The sequence below is a fragment of the Rhodoplanes azumiensis genome, from assembly GCF_042682915.1.
Taxonomy (GTDB): Bacteria; Pseudomonadota; Alphaproteobacteria; order Rhizobiales; family Xanthobacteraceae; genus Rhodoplanes; species Rhodoplanes azumiensis.
On record NZ_JBHUIW010000013.1, the window covers coordinates 38,939 to 54,255 of the forward strand.

The 15,317-nt window shown below is 69.0% G+C and carries 13 protein-coding genes; 11 read left to right on the forward strand and 2 right to left on the reverse strand.

The window, feature by feature from the left end:
• Positions 1 to 73: 73 nt before the first annotated feature.
• On the reverse strand, positions 74 to 1,420 hold the full coding sequence (locus ACFSOX_RS12430; RefSeq protein ID WP_378478134.1) for a nicotinate phosphoribosyltransferase: 1,347 nt from the start codon (positions 1,418 to 1,420) through the stop codon (positions 74 to 76).
• Positions 1,421 to 1,894: 474 nt separating this feature from the next.
• Here ACFSOX_RS12430 and ACFSOX_RS12435 point away from each other — a divergent pair, with 474 nt between their 5' ends.
• From ACFSOX_RS12435 to ACFSOX_RS12470, 8 genes are all read left to right on the forward strand, one after another.
• Positions 1,895 to 3,316, forward strand: a complete 1,422-nt coding sequence (locus ACFSOX_RS12435) for an SLC13 family permease (protein ID WP_378478135.1) — start codon at positions 1,895 to 1,897, stop codon at positions 3,314 to 3,316.
• A 64-nt stretch (positions 3,317 to 3,380) separates the two neighbouring features.
• Positions 3,381 to 4,505, forward strand: a complete 1,125-nt coding sequence (locus tag ACFSOX_RS12440; protein WP_378478136.1) for a 2-oxoacid:acceptor oxidoreductase subunit alpha — start codon at positions 3,381 to 3,383, stop codon at positions 4,503 to 4,505.
• Positions 4,506 to 4,527: 22 nt separating this feature from the next.
• On the forward strand, positions 4,528 to 5,391 hold the full coding sequence (locus tag ACFSOX_RS12445; protein ID WP_378478137.1) for a thiamine pyrophosphate-dependent enzyme: 864 nt from the start codon (positions 4,528 to 4,530) through the stop codon (positions 5,389 to 5,391).
• 41 nt (positions 5,392 to 5,432) lie between these two features.
• On the forward strand, positions 5,433 to 5,975 hold the full coding sequence (locus ACFSOX_RS12450) for a 2-oxoacid:acceptor oxidoreductase family protein (RefSeq protein ID WP_378478138.1): 543 nt from the start codon (positions 5,433 to 5,435) through the stop codon (positions 5,973 to 5,975).
• Positions 5,976 to 5,986: 11 nt separating this feature from the next.
• Complete coding sequence (locus ACFSOX_RS12455) at positions 5,987 to 7,576, forward strand: FAD-dependent oxidoreductase (RefSeq protein WP_378478139.1); 1,590 nt, start codon at positions 5,987 to 5,989, stop codon at positions 7,574 to 7,576.
• A 193-nt stretch (positions 7,577 to 7,769) separates the two neighbouring features.
• Positions 7,770 to 8,681, forward strand: coding sequence for a phosphate acyltransferase (locus tag ACFSOX_RS12460; protein WP_378478140.1), 912 nt, complete (start codon positions 7,770 to 7,772; stop codon positions 8,679 to 8,681).
• A 39-nt stretch (positions 8,682 to 8,720) separates the two neighbouring features.
• Positions 8,721 to 9,851 carry a butyrate kinase gene (gene buk / locus ACFSOX_RS12465; protein WP_378478141.1) on the forward strand — a complete coding sequence of 377 codons (1,131 nt, stop codon included), beginning with the start codon at positions 8,721 to 8,723 and terminating at the stop codon, positions 9,849 to 9,851.
• Positions 9,848 to 10,834, forward strand: a complete 987-nt coding sequence (locus tag ACFSOX_RS12470; protein WP_378478142.1) for a D-isomer specific 2-hydroxyacid dehydrogenase family protein — start codon at positions 9,848 to 9,850, stop codon at positions 10,832 to 10,834. Before buk ends, ACFSOX_RS12470 begins: the two co-directional genes overlap by 4 nt.
• Here the strand turns inward: ACFSOX_RS12470 and ACFSOX_RS12475 are convergent.
• On the reverse strand, positions 10,824 to 12,749 hold the full coding sequence (locus ACFSOX_RS12475) for a sigma 54-interacting transcriptional regulator (RefSeq protein ID WP_378478143.1): 1,926 nt from the start codon (positions 12,747 to 12,749) through the stop codon (positions 10,824 to 10,826). The genes ACFSOX_RS12470 and ACFSOX_RS12475 overlap by 11 nt on opposite strands.
• On the opposite strand from ACFSOX_RS12475, the gene ACFSOX_RS12480 reads away from it, so the two are divergent.
• The 3 genes from ACFSOX_RS12480 (at position 12,708) to ACFSOX_RS12490 (ending at position 15,266) form a co-directional block, all read left to right on the forward strand.
• Entirely contained in the window at positions 12,708 to 13,172 is a 465-nt protein-coding gene (locus tag ACFSOX_RS12480) for a hypothetical protein (RefSeq protein ID WP_378478144.1), read from the forward strand. The two genes, ACFSOX_RS12475 and ACFSOX_RS12480, sit on opposite strands and share 42 nt — an antisense overlap.
• 181 nt (positions 13,173 to 13,353) lie before the next feature.
• Positions 13,354 to 14,283 carry a DUF6282 family protein gene (locus tag ACFSOX_RS12485; protein WP_378478145.1) on the forward strand — a complete coding sequence of 310 codons (930 nt, stop codon included), beginning with the start codon at positions 13,354 to 13,356 and terminating at the stop codon, positions 14,281 to 14,283.
• Positions 14,284 to 14,351: 68 nt separating this feature from the next.
• Positions 14,352 to 15,266 (forward strand): cupin domain-containing protein, encoded by a 915-nt coding sequence (locus tag ACFSOX_RS12490; protein ID WP_378478146.1) that lies wholly within the window; start codon positions 14,352 to 14,354, stop codon positions 15,264 to 15,266.
• The last annotated feature ends 51 nt before the right edge of the window (positions 15,267 to 15,317 follow it).

Genomic DNA, 15,317 nt, shown 5'->3' on the forward strand with positions numbered 1-15,317 from the left:
TCGCCGCCGGATTCCGGGTTCGCGGCTTCGCCGCGCCCCGGAATGACGGCGACCTCATCGACCGAAATCGGTATCACCCGTGCGCGGCGATGCGGCGGTCGACCGCCGCGGTGAGGTCGTGCAGCGCGGTGCCGATCTCGACCCGGTAGGGGCCGGGATGCAGCGGGTCGCGCAACGCCTTCGGCAGGGCGGCGAGTTCGGCGGCGGCGCGCGCCCGGATGTCGGCGAGCGAGGGATCGCGGCGCACCCGCTCGCCGCCCCGCATCACCGGGGCGAGCAGCGTCTCGCCGGACAGCGTCTCGCCGTCGAGCGAGACGACGTCGCCCGCGATCGTCCCGTCGGCGGCCCGGGTGCGCCACACCTGCTTGCGGCCCGGGAAGGTCTGCTTCGCGGCCGAGCGCTTGCGCCGCGCCACGCCCTCGTACTCCTGCAGCTTGTAGACGATGTCGAGCACGGGCTGGTCCTGCGACGTCGTGAGCGCGGTGCCGACCCCGTAGCCGTCGATCGGCGCCCCCGATTCGACGATCGCGGCGATCTGCCCCTCCTCCAGCCCGCCGGAGACGAAGATCCGGATGTCCGGGCAGCCGCCGGCATCGAGGATCGCGCGCACCCGCCGCGACAGCCCGACGAGATCGCCCGAGTCGATCCGCACCGAGCGGATCACGATGTCGTCACGCGCGAGCTTGGGCGCCAGGGCCACGACCTTGCGGGCGGCGGCCTCGGGATCATAAGTATCGATCAGCAACGTGAGATTGTCCGGCCGGGCGCGGGCGAAACTCTCGAAGGCGACGCTCTCGTCCTCGTGCGCCTGCACGTAGGAGTGGGCCATGGTGCCGTAGATCGGGATGCCCCACAGCATCTCGGCCAGCACGGTCGCGGTGCCGGCGAAGCCGGCGACATAGGCGGCCCGGGCCGCCATCAACCCGGCCTCGGCCCCGTGCGCCCGGCGGAAGCCGAAGTCGACCAGGGTTTTCCCAGGCGCGGCCAGCATCACGCGCGCCGCCTTGGTGGCGACCAGGCTCTGCAGCTGGATCAGGTTGATGAGCCGCGACTCGAGCAGCTGGGCGAGCGGCAGCGGCGCCGTGACCCGCAGGATCGGCTCGTGCGGGAAGAACACCGTGCCCTCCGGCATGGCGTCGACGTCGCCCTCGAAGCGCAGGGTCGCGAGATGGTCGAGCATCGCGGCGTCGAACCGGCCGCTCTTCTCCAGGTAGGCCAGCTCGTCGGCCGAGAAGCGAAACGAGGCGAGCCAGTCCACCGCCTGCTCGAGCCCCGCCGCCATCAGGAAAGACCGCCCCGGCGGCAGCCGCCGCACGAACAGCTCGAACGACGCCGTCCCGGTCATCCCGTTGGCCAGATAGGCCTGCATCATGTTGAGCTGGTAGAGGTCCGTCAGCAGCGGACTGTCACCGATGTTCATTGCTCGCGTCCGTGGATTGTTCCGGGGCCGGACCGGCCGGCCACCGCCGGCGCGCCGGGCACGCCCTCCGACGCGGTGTAGCACGGGCGCGACCGCCGCGGGAGCCCGTGTCGCCGAGGACCGACGACGACGCGTTCATTTTTTTGACGGCGTTGAAAGTTTGAACACGGCGCGGCGTTCGCGACCGCCTTCGGCGCGCGCCCGGCACGCCGCTCGCGCCTCCGCAGATCACCTTACGGGTTCGTCCGAGGGCGAACCGCAATTCTCTGATTCGACGAATTAAAGACTCCCGCCCTTCGATCGCCGGCGAGCCTTCCCCGCCCCCGCCGCTCCGGCTGGCACCTCGGTTGCTCTCTTCCCGGCGAGCGCCTCCCCCCGTGGGCGTCCGGAGAGGCTTTTCGCCTCTTCTTCCGGTTCTGCCGCAGCCGCGGTCGAACCACTCCAGAACACGTTCAGAAGTTTCAGGAGCGGACGATGGGAGCTGAGCGAGAAGAGCTCGACGTCATCAAGATCATCAGAATCGTCGGATCGCTGGCCGCGATCGCGATCGGCGTCTATGTCGGAACCCTGCCGCCGCCCGACGGCCTGACCACGCAGGCCATGTACGCGCTCGGCATCACGATCTGCGCGGTCGGCTGGTGGATGACCCAGCTCGTGCCGGAATACGTCACCGGCCTGATGATGTGCACGCTGTGGGTCGCCTTCGGCGCCGTGCCGTTCCCGCGCGCCTTCTACAACTTCTCGACGCCCGGCTGGTGGATCATGGTCGGCGCCTTCGGTCTCGGCGCCGTCGCCGGTCGGGTCGGGCTCCTGAAGCGGATCTCGCTGTGGGTGCTGTCGCTGGTGCCGCCGACCTTCAAGGGCCAGGTGCTGGGTCTCGTCGGCTCCGGCATCATCATCAGCCCGCTGGTGCCCTCGATGAACGCCAAGGCGGCGCTCTCCTCGCCGATGGCGCTGGCGATCTCCGATTCGCTCGGCCTGCCGCGCAAGAGCGCCGCGGCCGCCGGCATGCTCGGCGCCTGCTATCTCGGCTACGTGATCATGGGCCACATCTTCCTGTCCGGCTCGTTCTCGCACTACGCCCTGATCGCCGCCCTGCCGAAGGAGTTCCAGAACGTCTCGTGGATGGACTGGCTGCTGTGGTCGCTGCCCTGGGGCCTCGTCGTCGGCGTCGGCATGACGGTCGCGATCCTGATCCTCTACGCCCCGAAGGAGAAGGTCGCGCTGCCGGCCAACTACGGCAAGGAGGCGCTCGCCAAGATCGGCCCGATGACCAAGGACGAGAAGATCGTCCTCGCGGTTCTGGTCTGCGCGCTCCTGATGTGGATGACCGAGGGCTACCACAAGGTCAACTCGGGTGTCGTCGCCGTCACGGCCATGTGCACGCTGCTGGGCGTCCGCACCATGACGGCCAACGACTTCAAGAACGGCATCGAGTGGCCGGCCGTGATGCTGATCGGCAGCGTCTTCAACATGGCCTCGGTGATCGGCTTCCTGAAGATCGACAAGTATCTCGGATCGCTGCTCGGCCCGTTCCTCGACTCGGTGATCCGTCAGCCGGTGCTGTTCGTCGCCTTCATGGCCGTGGCGGTCTACGGGCTGAAGTTCCTGCTCACCAACATGACGTCGATGTCGGTGATGTTCGCCATGATCCTCTCGCCGCTGCTGGTTCCGCTCGGCGTCAATCCTTGGATCGTGATCTTCGTGACGTTCTGCGCCGGCGGCATCTGGATCCTGCGCTACACCAACACGATCTACATGTGCGCCCAGTTCGGCACCAAGGACGAGATGGCGACCGACGGACAGATGGTGAAGCTCACCTTCGTCTACATGGTCCTGATCGTGCTCGGCGCCGTCGTCAGCATTCCCTGGTGGAAGATGCTCGGCCTGATGTGACGTCCGGCGCGACGCGCGCGCCGGCACCGGATGAACTCTGCCCGAACACCATCGGGAGGAATCGATGAAGAACCACGGACGATTGTTGCAGGGCAACGAAGCCATGGCACAGGGCGCGATCTACGCCGGTGCACGCTTCTACGCCGGATACCCGATCACGCCGTCGTCGGAGATCGCCCAGGAATGCTCCCGGGTGATGCCCAAGCTGGGCGGCGTCTACATGCAGATGGAGGACGAGATCGCCTCGATGGCGGCGATCATCGGGGCGTCGCTCACCGGCGCCAAGTCGTTCACGGCGACCTCGGGCCCGGGCTTCTCGCTGATGCAGGAGAATCTGGGTCTGGCGATCATGGGCGAGGTGCCCTGCGTCGTGATGAACGTGCAGCGCTCCGGTCCGTCGACCGGGCTCGCCACCAAGCCGGCCCAGGCGGACATCATGCAGATCCGCTGGGGCCGCCACGGCGACCAGGAGCTGATCGCGCTGTCGCCGTCCTCGGTCGCCGAGTGCTTCAGCCTGACCGTCGAGGCCTTCAACCTCGCCGAGACGCTGCGCACCCCGGTGGTGATCGCGGCCGACGAGATCGTCGCCCACATGCGCGAGAACATCGTGATCCCGGACGCGGGCGAGATCGAGGTGGTCGATCGTGCCAAGCCGACCGGCGACCCGGCCGCCTATCGGCCGTTCGCGCCGGCGCCGGACGGCGTGCCGCCGATCTCCGCCTACGGCAGCGAGTACATCATGCACGTGTCGAGCTCGATGCACGGGCCCGACGGCTACTCCAACAACTCGCCCGAGAACGCCGCCCGGCAGATCGCCCGCAAGAACGCCAAGTTCGAGCATCACCGCGCCGAGATCGTGAAGACGAAGGCGTTCGAGGCCGACGACGCCGACATCCTGTTCGTCGCCTTCGGCACCGTGACACGGGCGGCGCGCGCCGCCGCCGCCAAGCTGCGGGCCGAGGGCGTCAAGGCCGGCGTTCTGCAGCTCGTCACGGTGTGGCCGTTTCCGAGCGAGGCGGTCGCCGCGCTCGGCGGCCGGGCCCGGACCGTCGTCGTGCCGGAGATGAACTACCACGGCCAGATCGCCGGCGAGGTGAAGAAGGTGCTCGGCGCCGACAAGGACGTGCGACGGGTGAACGGCTGGAACGGCCAGATCATCACGCCGCGCGACATCCTGAAGGCGATCTGAGCCAGCGGCGAGGAGATTTCTCATGACTTGCGCCACCAAGACCTGCGGCGCCCAAGCCCGCGCCGACGTGCCCTACGCGACGGGCCAGCAGTACCTCAAGGACGGGGTGATGCCGCACATGTGGTGTCCTGGATGCGGCATCGGCGTGATGCTGCGCGCCTGCCTGCGATCCTTCGAGGAGCTCGGGTACCGCAACCAGGACACCGTCGTCGTCACCGGCATCGGCTGCACGGGCAAGCTCGACGACTATCTGGTCACCCATGCCCTGCACACCACCCACGGCCGCGCGCTCGCCTGCGCGACCGGCATCAAGGCGGCGAAGGACGATCTCCACGTCGTCGTCTTCATGGGCGACGGCGACAGCGTCACGATCGGGGGCAATCACTTCCTGCACGCCGCGCGGCGGAACATGGACCTGACGGCGATCATCATCAACAATTTCAACTTCGGCATGACCGGCGGCCAGTTCTCGGGAACGACCTTCAGCGGGGCCATCACCCAGACCAGCGCCTACGGCAATCCCGAGCGGCAGATCGACATCTGCGCGCTCGCCGAGGTCGCGGGTGCCAACTACGTGGCCCGCTCGACGCCCTGGCACGTCGACGACCTCAAGACGCTGATCGGCGAGGCGCTCGGCCGCAAGGGCTTCTCGGTGGTCGAGGTGCTGAGCCCCTGCCCGACGCATTTCGGGTCCAACAACAAGATGAAGAAGGGCACCGAGATGCTCGCCTGGCTGCAGGAGAAGACCGTGCCGGTCGAGACCTGGCGGACCATGACGCCGGAGGCCCGCGCCGGGCTGTTCCCGATCGGTCGGCTGGTCGACCGCGACGAGCCCGACTTCAACGCGCGCTACGCCGAGGTCGGCGCCCGGGCGACCGGCAACTGAGGGCGCGACATCATGTTCAAGAGCTTCACGAGGTGACCGAGATGTCCAGGCGATCAGAGATCGTTCTCGCCGGGTCCGGGGGTCAGGGCGTCCTTCTGGCCGGCACGCTGCTGGGCGAGGCCGCGATCCTGGAAGGCGCCAACGTCGTCCAGACCGTGTCCTACGGCATCGCCACCCGCGGCGGCACGTCGATGACCGAAGTGATCATCGACGACGCGGAGATCGTCTACCAGCAGGTGGAGAGCCCGAATGTCGTCCTGGCGATGTCGCCGGAGGCGATGAAGAAATACGAGGGGAGCGCCGCCGAGGGGGCGCTGGTGATCTACGACACGACCTTCGTTCCGGAGCGCGAGGGCCGCAATCTCGCCGGCTTCCCGTTCACCGAAACGGCGGCCAAGATGGGCAATCCCGGCCTCGCCAATCTCGTCGCGCTCGGCTTCCTGTGCACGGCCGGCCGCATCCTGACCAAGGACGCGCTCGAGATGGCGATCTCCGAGCGCTTCTCCGACAAGAAGCGAGACGCCAACCTCGCAGCGCTGCGCGCCGGCGCGGCGGCGGCGGCCAACGTCCTCGCGGCAGCCTGAAAGAACCAGCCATGAACGACCATGTTCGTCTGGAACCGCGGGTCGCGCCCTGCCGGGCGGCCTGCCCGGCCGGGATCGACGTGCCGCGTTACGTCCGCGAGATCCGCGACGGCGACTTCGACGCGGCGCTCGCCACCATCCGCGAGAAGATCCCCTTCGCGGCGGTGTGCGGCTATGCCTGCTTCCATCCGTGCGAAGCGAAATGCGCCCGTCGTCAGTTCGACGAGCCGGTGGCGATCCGGCTCCTCAAGCGCGCCGCCGCCGATCTCGCTCATACGGTGCCGCCACCCGCGCCCGCCGCGTCGACCGGCCGCAAGGTCGCGGTCGTCGGCTCGGGTCCGGCCGGTCTCACGGCCGCCTATTATCTCGCGCTGAAGGGCCACGCCGTCACGGTGCTGGAGGCGGCCTCGAAGCCCGGCGGCATGCTGCGCTGGGGCATCCCCGAGTATCGCCTGCCGAACGACGTGGTCGAGAACGAGATCGCCCATATCACGGCGACCGGCGTGACGATCACGACCGACACCGCGGTGCGCTCGCCCGAGGCGCTGCTGGCGGAGGGCCACGACGCCGTGCTGGTGGCGACCGGCGCGTGGACGCCGGTGAAGCTCGGGGTCGACGGCGAGACCGCCGCCGGCGTGCTCGACGGGATCGACTTCCTCAAGCGCGTGAATGCCGGCGAGACGGTCGCCCTCGGCAAGACCGTCGCCGTGATCGGCGGCGGCAACACCGCGATCGACGCGGCCCGCACGGCGATCCGCCTCGGGGCGCAGACGACGCTCGTCTATCGCCGCGGCCGCATCGCCATGCCGGCCTCGGCCGAGGAGATCGCGGAGGCCGAGGAGGAAGGGCTCGGCTTCGTGTTCGAGGCGGCGCCCGTGACGATCGAGGCGGGGCGGCTCACCTGCGTCAAGCTCGCTCCGAAGGACGGCGGCAGCGGCCGCGGCGCGACGCTGGTCGCGGTCGACGGCAGCGCTTTCACGATCGCCTGCGACACCGTGATCGTCGCGGCCGGCCAGCAGGCCGATGCCGCGGCGCTGAAGCTGAAGGTGGCGCGCGGCGGCACCGTCGCGGTGGACGACAAGGCCGCCACCTCGGTGCCCGGCGTGTTCGCGGCCGGCGACGTCGTGAGCGGCCCGTCGACCATCATCGACGCGATCGCCTCGGGTCGGACCTCGGCGAGCGCCGTCGACGTCTTCCTCGGCGGCGACGGAAACATCGATCCGCCGCGCGTAGAACCGGTCGAGGCGGACGCGCCGGTCGGCGGTCCGCGCCGCCGACGCCTCGCATCGAAGAAGGCCGATCCGGCCGCGCGGGCGAAGAGCTTCGCGCTGGTGGAGGACGGCTTCGACGCGGCGACGGCGCGGAGCGAGGCCGAGCGCTGCCTCGCCTGTCAGACGCACCATCACACGGTGGAGATCACGACCGACATCTGCAAGGCGTGCGGCTATTGCGGCGAGATTTGTACCATGGGCGTGTTCGGCATGTCCGACGCGTTCAACGCGATCGGCTACCAGCCGGCCGTGGCGCTGCATCCCGAGCAGTGCATCGGCTGCCTGAAGTGCTTCGCGGTGTGCCCGGACTTCGCCATCGCGGTCCGCTGACGCAGATCCCCTGACACGTCCAACCAAACGCGACCGGACCTGAACGTCCGGTCGCCCCGCTCTCCGCCCCGGCCGCCGACGCGGCGGCCGGTCCCTGGGCTGCGCCCTGGCGACAAATCCTCGCGAAAGGTCGCGAGGACGGGCCGGTCCGTCGCGGAGAGGCCATGTTCCTCGTTCTTTCGAAGGTGCTGCCTTGATCTATCCGAGTTTCGACACGCTGATCGAGAAGGTCCGCCACGGCGCGGCGCGCCGCAAGGTCGTCGCCGTGGTCGCGGCCGAGGACGAGCACACGCTGGAGGCCGTCGCACAGGCCAGGCGTGACGGAATCCTGGACGCTTGCCTGATCGGCCGGGCCGACAAAATCCGCGCGCTGCTCGCCGGCCTCGGCGAGGTCGCCGAAGATTTCCGCATCGTCGACGCCGAGGATCCGGTCGCCTCGGCGAAGCGCGCCGCCGTGCTGGTGCGCGACGGCGCCGTCGACTTCGTGATGAAGGGCAAGGTGCAGACCGCCGATCTCCTCCGCGCCATGCTGTCGTCCGAAAGCGGCATGCGCACCGGGCGGCTGCTGTCGCATTTCGCCCTCGTCCAGATCCCGAACTACCACAAGCTGATCGGCCTCACCGACGTCGCCATCAACATCGCGCCGGACCTCGTCCAGAAGAAGGAGATCGTCGAGAACGCGGTCTCGACCATGCGGGCGATCGGTTTCGATCCGCCCAAGGTGGCGCTCTTGTCCTCGGCCGAGACGGTGAACCCGAAGATGCCCGAGACCGCCGAGGCGGCCGAGATGACGGCGCTCAACCGCGGCGGCTGGCTGCCCGGCTGTCACGTCGAGGGACCGATCTCCTACGACCTCGCGATCAGCGCCGAGTCGGCCCGCATCAAGGGTTACGACAGCCCGCTGCCCGGCGAGGTGGATCTCCTCGTCGTGCCGCACATCTCGGTCGGCAACATCCTGCTCAAGGCGCTGCGCTACTCGGCCGGCGCGGCGAGCGCCGGCATCGTGGTCGGCGGCCGCGTGCCGATCGTGCTGACCTCGCGGGCCGTCGACGCGCAGGACAAGTTCCTGCCTCTCGTGATCGCGGCCTCGGTGAGCGGGGACTGAACCAGACATGCGGGCAAACGGCCGTTGAAAGAATTCGCCATGACCGAACCGAAGATCATCCTGACCGTCAATCCCGGCTCGACGTCGACCAAGATCGCCGTCTTCGCCGACGAGACCCGCCTGTTCGAGCGCAAGGTCGATCACTCCGCCGCCGACCTCGCGCCCTTCGACACGATCGGCGACCAGTTCCAGATGCGCAAGGCGGCGATCGTCGCCGCCCTGAAGGCCGAGGGCTTCGACCTCGGAACGCTCGCCGCGGTCGCGGGCCGCGGCGGCAAGCTGCCGCCGCTCGCGCGCGGCGCCTATCTGGTCAACGACGACATGGTCGCGTTCCTGCGCCACCGGCCGATCGACCAGCACGCCTCGAACCTGGGCGCCCTGATCGCCCACGACATCGCCGAGCCGCTCGGCATCCCCTCCTTCATCTACGACGCCGTGGTGGTGGACGAGATGGAGGACATCGCCCGCTTCTCCGGCGTGCCGGAGCTGACGCGGCGCGCCTCCTGTCACGTCCTCAACATGCGCGCCATGGCGATCAAGGTGCTCAGGCGGGACGGCCTGCGCCTGGAGGATGCGAACGTCGTCGTCTGCCACATGGGCGGCGGCGTCACCGCGACCGTGATCTCGGGCGGCCGGATGATCGACGTCCTGACCGACGAGGAGGGACCGTTCTCGCCGGAGCGCGCCGGGCGGGTGCCGTGCCGGCAGCTCGTCGATCTCTGCTTCTCCGGAGATTACGACCGCAAGTCGGCGACCAAGCTGATGCGGGGCGTCGGGGGCCTCGTCGCCTATCTGGGCACCAACAGCGCGCTCGAGGTCGAGGCGCGCATCGACGCCGGCGACGCCGAAGCCGAGCTCGTCTATCGGGCCATGGCGTATCAGATCGCCAAGGGCATCGGCGAGCTTTCGACCGTGGTGATGGGCAAGGTCGACCGTATCGTGCTGACCGGCGCCATCGCGCATTCCAAGCGGATGGCCGACATGGTGTCCGCGCGCGTCGCGTTCATCGCGCCGGTCGAGATCGTTCCGGGCGAGAACGAGCTTGAGGCACTGGCCGCCGGAACGCTGCGCGTGCTGCGCGGCGAGGAGACGCCGAACGTCTTCGTCGCGCCGCCGCGCGCCCGCCCCGCGGCCGAGATCCGTCGCGTCGAAGAGGCGTCGCGCGCATGAACGTGATCGCCTATGCGGCGCGCGCCTACGAGAGCGACGCCTTCGACCGCTTCGCCGACGAGCTCGGCATCACGCTGACCCGGGTGCCGCAGAACCTGTCGCTCGACAACGCGCATCTCGCCAAAGGCTTCGAGGGCGTGACGATCCTCAGCGCCTGCGACGCCGGCGCGCCGGTGCTGGAGATCCTCGCCGCCGGCGGCACCCGCTTCGTCGCGGCCCGCACGGCCGGCTACAACAACATCGACGCCGCGGCGGCGCGGCGCCTCGGCATCCGGTTCTCCAACGCCGACTATTCGCCGAACTCGGTCGCCGACTTCGCCGTCATGCTGATCCTGATGTCGATCCGCAAGGCGAAGACCATCATCGCCCGCAACAACGCCCAGGACTACACGATCGTCGGCGCCCAGGGGCGCGAGATGCGCAACCTGACGATCGGCATCGTCGGCACCGGCCGCATCGGCGCAGCGACCGCCAAGAACCTCTCGGGCTTCGACGCCTGCCTGATCGGCTACGACGTGGTGCCGAACCCGGCCCTGAAGGAGCTCGTCACCTACGTGCCGTTCGAGGAGCTCCTGGCCGAGAGCGACGTGATCTCGCTGCACGCGCCGCTCACCGCCACGACCCGACACCTGATCAACGCCGACACGATCCGGAAGATGAAGGACGGCGCCATCGTCGTGAACTGCGCACGCGGCGAGCTGATCGACACCGAGGCGCTGATCGAGGCGATCGAGGAGAAGAAGATCTCGGCCGCGGCGCTGGACGTGCTGGAGAACGAGCGCGGCATCTTCCACGCCGATCACCGCGACGAGATCCTCAAGCACCGGCAGCTGGCGATCCTGCGCGCCTTCCCGAACGTGGTGGTGACCACCCACAACGCCTTCTTCACCGATCAGGCGGTGTGCGACATGGTCGAGGTCGGGCTGCGCTCGCTCGCGAGCTTCGTGCGCACCGGCGCGAGCCCATGGGAGATCAAGGCCTGAAGCGGACCGCCGCGGCGCGCGCGAAGGGAGCGTCCGCCCGGAGCGCTTCGGCGTCGCGCGGCCCGGCGTCGGCCTCCTTCATCTTGTTCCACACCGTCACCCGGCTGATGCCGAGACGGCGCGCCACCTCGACCTTGTTGCCGTTGGTGCGCTCCAGCATGCGCTCGACGATCTGGCGCTGCATGTCGCGCATCGGGCCGACCGCGAGCGTCAGACGATCGTCGTCGTCCGTCGCGTCGAGGAGCGGCCGTGGCGATGCCGCGTCGCGGCCGTGGTCGCGGGTGTGCTCGCCGAGCAGGAGGCCGATCAGGTCGCTGGTGCGCACCGAGGCGTCGGCCAAAATCGCGAGCTTCTCGAGGAAGTACTCGAGCTCGCGGACATTGCCGGGCCAGGCGTAGCGCTGCAGCATCCGGATGTCGTCGGCCGAGAGATCGTCGAGGCGCTTGCCCGTCGTCTCGCTCGCCATCCGCACGAAGCGATCGGCGAGCGGGCGGATGTCCTCGGTGCGCTCGCGCAACGGCGGGAGCCGCAGGTTCAAGACTCCGAGCCGGAAGAACAGATCGTCGCGAAACCGGCCCTCGCGGACCATCTGGTAGAGATTCTTGTTGGTCGCCGAGAGAACCCGAACATTGACCTTGACGACGCGGTCGCCGCCGACCCGCAGGATCTCGCGCTCCTGGAGGACACGCAGAAGCCGGCTCTGGATCGCCGGCGACACCTCGCCGATCTCGTCGAGGAAGATCGTGCCGTTGTGGGCGAGTTCGAACAGCCCGGCCTTACCGCCGCGCTTGGCGCCCGTGAAGGCGCCGTCGGCATAGCCGAACAGCTCGCTCTCCAGCAGCGTCTCGGGCAGCGCCGCGCAGTTGATCGCGACGAACGGCCCGTCGCGACGGTCGCTGGCGTTGTGGATCGACTGGACGAACAGCTCCTTGCCGGTGCCGGTCTCGCCCTCGATCAGCACCGAGGCGGAGGTCTCGGCGAAGCGGCGGGCGCGGTCGATCGCGGTGCGCAGCGCCGCGCTGGTGCCGACGATGTCCTCGAAGCGGTGCTTGGCGACCAGCCCCTTCGAGAGGAGCTGCATGCGCGCCTTGATCTCCAGGCGTTGGATGTCGGTGACCCGCTGGAACGAGACGATCGTCTCCTCCAGACGGTCGTTCACCCGCACCGGGATGCGGTTGACCAGCAGGTCGTTGCCGTCGAGCTTGACGAGCTGATTGAGCTGGAAGTCGCCGTCGCCGTGCAGCTCGCGCAGCGCCGCCGGCATCGCCGTCTCGTCGAGGCGACGCGACAGCACGGCGCCGGCCCGGATGTCGAGAATCCGCTCGGCTGCCGGGTTGACCGAGGTGACACGGCGCTGGTCGTCGATCGACACGATGCCCTGCGCCGAATAATCGACGATGCTCTTCATCCGCTGGGCCTTGAGCTCCTCGCGGCCCTTCGACTCGACGATGCTCTTGGCGGACAGGACGGCCTTCTGGATGTTCCGCTGCGACGGGCAGATCAGGGCGAAGTCGATGCCCCGCCCCTCGAGCTCGGCCTGCATGTCGAGCACGCAATAGCAGGAGACGCCGATCAGCGTGTGACCCTGCAGCGTCGCGGCGACACGATACTGCGCCTCGAACTCCTCCTTGTGGGAGTAGGCGAGGAGCTTGTAGTCCGGCGCCCGGCCGGAGAAGCGGGCGACCCGCTCCATCTCGGGCAGCACCTCGCTGGCGACGCAGAACAGCGCCAGCGGCCGGTCGCGCTCGATCGCCCGCCCGAAGGCGTCGAGGAAGTCGGTGATCGACAGCTTGATGGTGATGACCGGGATCGAGGTGATGCAGGATTCGATATGCGCCGCCGTGCCGCCCTGGCTGACGATGACGTCGTAGTCGTGCTGGTGCTCGATGGCGTATTGCAGGCCACCTTTGGTCATTCCACCTTCGAAGATCTCGATCGGAAGATCCAAGTCGTTCGCGAGTCGGCGCACCTGCTCGGACACTTTCGGGCAGATCGACACGAAGAGGATGCGCGGCCGCAGGGCTCGCCGCTCGCCGGACGACCGGCCCTCCGATGGTGTGACGGGGTGGCTCCTCTCGACGACTGCGGCCGTCATCGACGTCCTCGACTGCTCCTCGGCGGACGACGGGGCGTCGTCGCGTTCCGCGTGGTGAAATTCTACCAGATTTCCATTGCGCCGGACCGGCGGGCGGTGATCGTCGGGTATGCCGATCGTGACCGGATCACTCGCGACACGACGGCGTCTCGGGCGCGCGACAATCGTCGGTGGCAGCCGCCGCGATCGCGCCGGACCCGATGGCTGGCGATTGACAGCCGCGGCGAAGGGTCGTTACCTTGAAAAGAGAACAGCGTTTCGTTCTCGCGAACACGAAGAGAATCTCCGGCTCGCCGTCCCGACACCCTCGCGCGCCCGCCCGGGCGACGTCGGGTCGGCCGCCGCACGATCGTCCCTCGCGCGACCTCCGTGGCCCGGCCGCGGACGTCCCCGGCGACGACCATCAGAGAGGCCGCTGCCGACGATGACTTCGCGGGACGACACCGAGGTGCGGATCGACCGACTGCTGCGCGGCGCCGTCGATCCGCATGTCCACAGCGGCCCGTCGATCGCGCCGCGCGCGCTCGATCACGTCGCGCTGCTGCGTGCCGCATCGGCGGCCGGCTTCGCCGCGGTGGTGACCAAGGATCACGACTACTCGAGCGTCGTGACCGCGGCGCTGATCCGCACCAACTTCCCCGAGCTGACGACGAAGATCTATCCGAGCATCGTGCTCAACAACGTGGTCGGCGGCTTCAATCCCCACGCGGTCGAGCACACCGCCGCGATGGGCGGCAAGATCGTCTGGCTGCCGACGCTCGCGGCCGAGAACCATCTGCGCTGGCAGGCGCAGGCGCAGTGGAGCCACCCGGCCTCGACCGACCGGATGCGCCCGCCGGTCGGCATTCCGGTGCTCGATGCCGGCGGTGGCGTGCGCGACGAGGTCAAGGCGGTGCTCGACATCGTCGCCCGCTTCGACGTGACGCTGGCGAGCGGGCACCTTCACATCGGCGAGACCTGGGTGGTGTTCGAGGAGGCCAAGCGGCGCGGCGTGACGCGCCTCATCCTCACCCATCCGGAGGAGATCGTCGGAGCGAGCCTCGACGACGTGGCCGGCATGGCCGCTTTCGGCGCCCATGTCGAGCATTCGCTCGCCATGTTCGTCGAGGGCTCGCGCTTCAAGATCGCCGGGGCCGAGGCGCTGCGCCGCCACATCGAGGCGGCCGGCGTCGAGAAGACCATCCTGTGCTCGGATCTCGGCCAGGTCGGCTCGGTCGATCCGATCGAGGGATTTCGGCGCGGCATCGCGATGTGCCTGGAGCTCGGCTACGACGACGACCAGATCCGCCACATGGTGTCGCTCAACGCGGCCCGGGTGCTGGGGCTCGAGGCGGATCTTCCGGCGGCGGCCTGAGCCGCGACGGCCCTTCGACGACGACCGAGACGACGACCGAGACGATCACGACGATCGAAGAGGTGATCATGTACGACGTCAGCGATCCCCGCGCCGCCCTCGCGCCCGCCGCCACCGCCAAGCCGGCCGGCGCCGGCGCGGCCGCCGGCCCGTTCGGCGGCGCCGAGTATGCCCGCTTCTATGCCGAGCCGCCGCAGGAGGACGGCCCCGACGGAAAGACCTGGTACGCGCGGGGGCAGAACTTCGTCATCGCCTATTCGGAGCCGACCGCGGGTGCCGTGCTGGCCCGCGATGTCCAGGAGGACGAGTACGCGGTGCTGATGCCCGACCGGCACAGCGTGGTCGAGATCACCGCGCGCGGCAGCACCACGAGAGTCGAGGGCAACTCGCTCGCCTTCGTGCCACCGGGGCCGTCGCAGATCGAGGTGATCGTGCCGGGCCGCATCGTCCGCATGATCACGGCGCGGGCCGCCGACCTCGTCGCCAAATGCAGCAACGCCGCATCTTATGCCGACGCGAAGCCGCTCGTCGCGCCGCTCGTGCCGTGGCCCGCGCCGAAGCGCGGCCACGCGCTGCACGTCTACGGGCTCGACGTGCCGCCCGAGAAGGGACGCTTCGGCCGCATCTGGCGCGGCAGCACCTTCATGGTGAACGTCCTCGATTCCTATCAGGGGCCGCGCGACGCGACCCGGCTGTCGCCGCATCACCACGACGACTTCGAGCAGTGCTCGCTGGCGATCGAAGGCGCGTTCGTCCACCATCTGCGCTGGCCGTGGACGGTCAACAAGGCCTTCTGGCGCGCCGACGATCACGAGCTTTGCGGCAGCCCGTCGATCGCCGTCATCCCGCCGCCGGCGATCCACACGACCGAGGCGATCGGCCCCGGTCTCAATCAGCTCGTCGATATCTTCTGCCCGCCGCGGCTCGACTTCTCTCAGAAGCCGGGCTGGGTGCTCAATGCCGACGACTATCCGATGCCGTGACCGGCGGCTGTCACCGGCTGCCGCGATCGACTGAATCGACTGGTCCAGCGG

Coding starts and splice junctions, on each gene's coding strand:
- ACFSOX_RS12430 (WP_378478134.1), bottom strand. CDS start 1,420: ATGAACATCGGTGACAGTCCGCTGCTGACGGACCTCTACCAGCTCAAC.
- ACFSOX_RS12435 (WP_378478135.1), top strand. CDS start 1,895: ATGGGAGCTGAGCGAGAAGAGCTCGACGTCATCAAGATCATCAGAATC.
- ACFSOX_RS12440 (WP_378478136.1), top strand. CDS start 3,381: ATGAAGAACCACGGACGATTGTTGCAGGGCAACGAAGCCATGGCACAG.
- ACFSOX_RS12445 (WP_378478137.1), top strand. CDS start 4,528: ATGACTTGCGCCACCAAGACCTGCGGCGCCCAAGCCCGCGCCGACGTG.
- ACFSOX_RS12450 (WP_378478138.1), top strand. CDS start 5,433: ATGTCCAGGCGATCAGAGATCGTTCTCGCCGGGTCCGGGGGTCAGGGC.
- ACFSOX_RS12455 (WP_378478139.1), top strand. CDS start 5,987: ATGAACGACCATGTTCGTCTGGAACCGCGGGTCGCGCCCTGCCGGGCG.
- buk (WP_378478141.1), top strand. CDS start 8,721: ATGACCGAACCGAAGATCATCCTGACCGTCAATCCCGGCTCGACGTCG.
- ACFSOX_RS12470 (WP_378478142.1), top strand. CDS start 9,848: ATGAACGTGATCGCCTATGCGGCGCGCGCCTACGAGAGCGACGCCTTC.
- ACFSOX_RS12475 (WP_378478143.1), bottom strand. CDS start 12,749: ATGACCAAAGGTGGCCTGCAATACGCCATCGAGCACCAGCACGACTAC.
- ACFSOX_RS12485 (WP_378478145.1), top strand. CDS start 13,354: ATGACTTCGCGGGACGACACCGAGGTGCGGATCGACCGACTGCTGCGC.
- ACFSOX_RS12490 (WP_378478146.1), top strand. CDS start 14,352: ATGTACGACGTCAGCGATCCCCGCGCCGCCCTCGCGCCCGCCGCCACC.